Source organism: Xanthomonas sp. SHU 308 (genome assembly GCF_000364645.1).
Taxonomy (GTDB): Bacteria; Pseudomonadota; Gammaproteobacteria; order Xanthomonadales; family Xanthomonadaceae; genus Xanthomonas_A; species Xanthomonas_A sontii.
The window spans coordinates 1-5,434 of the sequence record NZ_AQOK01000079.1; the positions used below are offsets into that span (position 1 = coordinate 1).

Genomic DNA, 5,434 nt, shown 5'->3' on the forward strand with positions numbered 1-5,434 from the left:
TCGCTGGCAATCGGCGGCAGCGCCTCGTCCTCGCGCGGCGGCTGGTGCACCACCAGCGTGCCTGCGACCAGGTCGCCCAGGCGCCGCGAATGGGTGTCGAACAGGCAGGCGATCAGGCCGACGGCGTAGCCGAACGGCAGCATGTCCACGGTGCGCAGCAGGTTGCGGGTGATCGCGGCCATCCAGCCCACCGGCGCGCCGTTGCGCGCCACCACGCGCAGGCCCAGCGCCTGCTTGCCCAGGGTCTGGCCGCGCCAGCCCTCCAGCACGATCGGGTACGCCCAGAACACCAGGAACATCGCCACCAGGTACAGGCCCTGGCCGAGGCCGCCGAGCAGGCCGAGGAACATGCCCATGGCGGTGAGCAGGGCGAAGCGCAGCGCCAGGTCGATCAGCCAGGCCAGCGCGCGCGGCACCGCACCGGCGGCCGGCAGATGCAGCGGCACGCCCTCGGGGGTGATGACTTCGCGGTAGGTATCGAGCATGCCGCTTACCGCCGCCAGGTGGTGCGGCGGATACGGGCACCTGCGATGTGGGGAGGCCGTCCTTCCGTTCGGCCGGCTGCCTGTGGCGGCATGCTGCTCTCGACTGCGTCCTGCTCCGAAGCGGCACTTTAGCCGGCGTGGCGTGAATTGCCCAGCACGCCGGCGGCGCCGATCAACGCACCGTGCCGCCGTCGCGCTGGCGCCCGGAGAACAGCTTGCGCACGCCGGCGACCAGCGCCATCAGGCCGACCAGCAGCAGCTTCCAGGCCTTGGCCAACAACAGGCCCAGCTTGGCGAACAGGCCGGCCTTGGCCGCCAGGCCGCCGCCGATCAGGGTGGCCAGGCCGTAGCTGGCGATCTTGTCGGTGGACGGGTTGTGGTCGGCATAGCGGGCGCCGCTGTCGAACTCGGCCATCGGCAGCAACTGCTGCATGCCCTCGCGCACCTGCGCCAGTTCGCCCATGCCCGAGACCGCATTGAGGCTCAGATAGCCATGCCGGCCGAGCACGCGGATGTCGTAGTTGAGGGTGTGCTCGTGCTCGCCGGCGAACGCCAGCTCGCGCGCCCAGTACAGCTTCTTGCTGCCGGTGTCGTAGCGCGGCGGCACCGCCCAGCCGATCAGGTCGACCTGCTCGTAGCCGGCCTTCTTGCGCTGCGCGTTGGACTCGCGCGTCTCCTCCTGCATGTCCTTGAGCATGGCCTGGTAGTCGATCTTGCTGGCGTCCTCGTCGGACACGTAGCCGTCGTCGGAATAGGTGACGACCACCGCCCAACTGCCCTTCTCGTCGAGCGCGGGCTGGCGCGGCACGATCAGGCCCAGCACGTCGTCGTCGGGCGGGTTGCCCCAGTAGCTTTCCAGCACCCTGCGCGCGTCGGCCTTGTCCAGAAAGCGGAACGCCGGGCCGAGGTCGAAATGCACCTTGGCCTGCGGCAGTTCGATATGCCCGTCGCGGAAATGCAGCGTGCCGACGAACTGCTCGGCGGTCATGTCCGGGCCGTTGTCCTGGGCCAGGGCCGGGCCGGCGGTGGCGCACAGCGCGCAGAAAAAAACGGCCAGCAGGCCGCGCAGCGAGATCTTGATCATCGGCGATTCCATTCGTTCGGTGGCGTCCCCACGCCAGAGGCGCCTAGTGTCGCGCAAGCGCGCGGCGCACGCCAGCCGCGGCGCAGGTGCCGCAACCACCGCAGTGGCCTCAGCCGTTGCCGGTGAGGTAACGGTCCTTCAGCCGCACGTAGTGCTGCGCCGAGTAGTGCAGGCTCTCGATCTCCTTGTCGCTGAGCATGCGCGCCTTGCGCGCGGGATTGCCCAGCCACAGCTCGCCCTCGCCGACGGTCTTGCCCGGGCCGACCACCGCACCGGCACCGACGAAGCCGTATTTCTTCACCGTGGCGCCGTCGAGGATGCAGGCGCCCATGCCGATCAGGCACAGGTCCTCGATGGTGCAGGCATGGATGATGGTGCCGTGGCCCACGGTCACGTCCGCGCCGATCAGGGTCGGGTAGCCGGCCGCGTTGAACGGGCTGTGGTGGCTGACGTGGATGATGGTGCCGTCCTGGATGTTGCTGCGCGCGCCGATGCGCACGTAGTTGACGTCGCCGCGGATCACCGTGCCCGGCCATACCGACACGTCGTCCTCCAGCACCACGTCGCCGATCACGGTGCAGGCCGGGTCGACATAGACGCGCGCGCCCAGCTGCGGAGTCGTGTCGAGGTAGGGGCGGATCGGGGACATGCTGCTCTCCGGCGGTGGGCGGCCGGCGGCCACGCGGGCGCCGATGATAGCGCGGCGCCTGGCGCCGGCTGCCGCCCGTGGAGCGCCCGAGCGGCTGGGCGAAGCACGCGGTTGTGCGATAAGCGCACCGCTAATCGATATTCGCACTTGAATGGTGCAGTGCGATAAAACTAGCGTTGCCGCTGTCCCGGCGTCTGGCAGCGCGCGACGCGTGCCCGCTGGCGGCCGCGGCGCTGCCCGCCGCCGGTGCGGTCCCGATTCTGTTGGAGATGGTGCATGTCCTGTGCGTTTTCCCGCGGCCTGGCCCTGCTCGCGGCCCTGCTTCCCGGTGCCGTGTGCGCCTACCAGGCCGAGCCGCCGCCGCCGGAGCGCAGCGTGCTCACCGTGGACCGCTACGCCGACGACGATGCCCCGGGCTCCTTGCGCTGGGCGATCGCCACCGCCAACCAGGCCCCCGGCCGCTACCGCATCGAGATCGCCGCGGTGGGCGCGCCGCCGTACGTGATCCGCCCGCGCGCACCGCTGCCGGCGCTGCAGGGGCCGCTGCAGGTGGTGGGCCTGGCGCGGGCGCACGACGGCCAGTACATCGCCATCGACGGTGCCGGCTACATCCACGGCAAGGGCACCGCCGCCTGCCCGGGCGCCGAGAAGGGCCAGTTCGGCACCAACGTGCGCAGCACCACGCTGCCGGGCCTGGTGCTGCGCGACACCCAGGGCGTGGAACTGAGCGGCCTGGAGATCCGCAACTTCTGCATCGGCGTGCTGCTCAACCGCGCCAGCGACAATGTGTTGCGCGACAACCGCATCGTCGCCAACCACGGCGGGGCCGGGGTGATGCTGACCGGCGACGACGGCAACGGCCAGTCCACCGCCACCACCACGGTGCGCAACCGCATCGAGCACAACACCTTCCTCGACAACGGCGACGGCCTGGAACTGACCCGCGGCGCGGCCTGGAACCTGGTGGCCGACAACGTGTTCCGCTCCACCGACGCCAACCCCGAGCCCTCGCAGGGCATCGAGATCCTGTGGGGCAACGACAACACCGTGCTGCGCAACCGCTTCGAGCGCTATTCGGACGGGCTGCAGATCAACTGGGGCAACCGCAACACCATCGCCGACAACGACTTCGCCGGCAATTCGATCGGGGTCAGCGTCACTGGCCGCGACAATCTGATCGAGGGCAACCGCCTGACCGGCAACGGCATCGGCATCGCGGTACGCCCGCAGCCGCGCAGCGAGCCCAACCGGTTCAGCGCCAACCTGCTGTCCGGCAACGGCCTGAAGATCGAACGCTGCTTCGCCGGCGGTGCCTGCGCCCCGGGCCAGCCGCGCGGTGCCATCGTGTTCGGCGTGCCGGGCCTGGAGCATGCGCCCTTCGTCGGCTCGCGCGGCATCGGCGTCGATCCGGACCCGCGCAAGCGCGCGGCGATCTGCGGCGCTGCTGCGCCCGACGGTTGCCAACCGCCGCCGAACTTCGGCCAGGCCGCCCCGCAGTTGCGCGCGATCGAACGCGGCGCCGGCGTGCCGCAGGTGCAGGGCAGCTTCGTCGGCCGCCCCGGCCATCTGTACACGGTGGAACTGTTCGGCAACCGCCGCCGCGGCGACGACGAGGCCGAACGCTATCTGGGCCGCGTCGAGGCGCAAGTGGATGCACAGGGACAGGGCCGCTTCGCGCTGCCGCTGGACGGCGATGGCGCGGTGCTGGCCACGCTCACCGCCACCGTCACCAGCGACGATGGCGCGACCTCGCCGCTGAGCGCGCCGCTGGCGGTGGCGCCGTGAGCCGCCTACCGTCGCTACCGGCCTGGTCGCTGCTGGCTGTGGTCATCGCCTTCGACCCGGCAGTCGCCGCCGCGCAGGACGCCGCCGACTTGGCGCACAGCACCTTGACCGGCGACTGGGACGGCACGCGCAGCGACTGGCTGCAGCGCGGCGTCAACGTGCGCGGCGACTACGTCGGCGAAGCCATGGGTCTGGTCGACGGCGGTCGCGGCGAGCGCGGCGCGCGCTATGCGCAGCAGGTGCGGCTGGGCGTGGACCTGGACCTGGCGAAACTGGCCGGCTGGGGCGGCGGCGCGCTGCACGTGACCGTCAACGACCGCCGCGGCCGCAGCACCTCGGCCGACCTGCTCGGCAACCGCTTCCCGATCCAGGAAGCCTACGGCGGCCAGTTCACCCGGCTCACCGAACTGAGCTACGACCGCCGCTTCAACGACGGACGCAGCTACGTCAAGGCCGGCTTCTACGCGATGGGCAACCAGTTCGGCGCGCACACGCTGCTGACCAACTTCGTCAACGCCGCGTTTTGCGCGCATCCGCTGGCGATGTCCGGCAACAGCGGCTGGTACAACTATCCGAACGCACGCTGGGGCGCGGAAGTGGCACAGCAACTGACGCCGGCGGCGAACCTGCGGGTCGGCTGGTTCCAGGTCAACCCCAGCACCAACAACAACGTGCACACCGCCTTCGACCTGACCGCGCGCGGCACCACCGGCTCGCTGTTCCCCGTCGAACTCACCTGGACGCCGGGCGCCGGCGGCAACTACCCGGGCACCTACAAGTTCGGCGGCTACTACGACTCCTCGCGCGTGCCGCGCAAGGGCCTGGACCCGCGCGCCACCACCGGCCGCGACGGCGCCTACCTGCTGGTGGAACAGAAGCTGTATTCGCCCGGCGGCGAGCGCGGCCGCGGCCTCACCGGCTTCGCCCAGTACATGGTGTCCGACCGTGCCACCGCGCAGATCACCCGTTGGTACGCCGTGGGCGGCGTGTACCAGGGCATCGGCCGGCGCAGCCAGGACCGCATCGCGCTGGGCTACGTCGGCGCCGACATCAACCACCGCCTGCTCGACGCGCGGCGCGCGGCGCTGCGCGATGCCGGCGTGCCACCGGAGGCGCCGGTGTTCGCGCTCGACACCGCCGAGGAACTCTACGAACTGTCCTACAGCGCGCAGCTGACCCCTTGGCTGATGCTGCGGCCGGACGTGCAGTACATCGTCAACCCCGGCACCTTCGCCTATGCGCGTACCGACAACGCGCTGGCGGTGGGGCTGCAGGTCAAGCTCACCTTCTGAGCGCGCGCTGCGCGCCTCCTGCCCAGGCCGATCCCGATGCCCTTGTTGCCACAACGACTGACCTTCCTGTGCTGCGCCGGCCTGCTGCTGGCCTCGCCGCTGCAGGCCGCACCTGCGGCGCCTCCGGCAGCGGCGCCCG

The 5,434-nt window shown here is 70.9% G+C and carries 5 protein-coding genes; 2 read left to right on the plus strand and 3 right to left on the minus strand.

What is annotated here, in order from left to right; translation table 11 throughout:
- The 3 genes from D588_RS0103600 to D588_RS0103610 all read right to left on the minus strand — a co-directional run.
- The coding region (locus D588_RS0103600) for an RDD family protein (protein ID WP_017915007.1) at positions 1-485 on the minus strand (485 nt) is incomplete at its 3' end.
- Positions 486-657: 172 nt separating this feature from the next.
- A complete protein-coding gene (locus D588_RS0103605) occupies positions 658-1,581 on the minus strand; it encodes a DUF2167 domain-containing protein (protein ID WP_017915008.1) in 924 nt (307 codons plus the stop codon).
- Between the two features lie 97 nt (positions 1,582-1,678).
- Positions 1,679-2,218 carry a gamma carbonic anhydrase family protein gene (locus tag D588_RS0103610; protein ID WP_017915009.1) on the minus strand — a complete coding sequence of 180 codons (540 nt, stop codon included), beginning with the start codon at positions 2,216-2,218 and terminating at the stop codon, positions 1,679-1,681.
- 276 nt (positions 2,219-2,494) lie between these two features.
- Here D588_RS0103610 and D588_RS0103615 point away from each other — a divergent pair, with 276 nt between their 5' ends.
- Together D588_RS0103615 and D588_RS0103620 are read left to right on the plus strand one after the other, a co-directional pair.
- Positions 2,495-4,003, plus strand: a complete 1,509-nt coding sequence (locus D588_RS0103615) for a right-handed parallel beta-helix repeat-containing protein (protein ID WP_017915010.1) — start codon at positions 2,495-2,497, stop codon at positions 4,001-4,003.
- Complete coding sequence (locus D588_RS0103620; RefSeq protein ID WP_026143338.1) at positions 4,000-5,295, plus strand: carbohydrate porin; 1,296 nt, start codon at positions 4,000-4,002, stop codon at positions 5,293-5,295. Before D588_RS0103615 ends, D588_RS0103620 begins: the two co-directional genes overlap by 4 nt.
- The last annotated feature ends 139 nt before the right edge of the window (positions 5,296-5,434 follow it).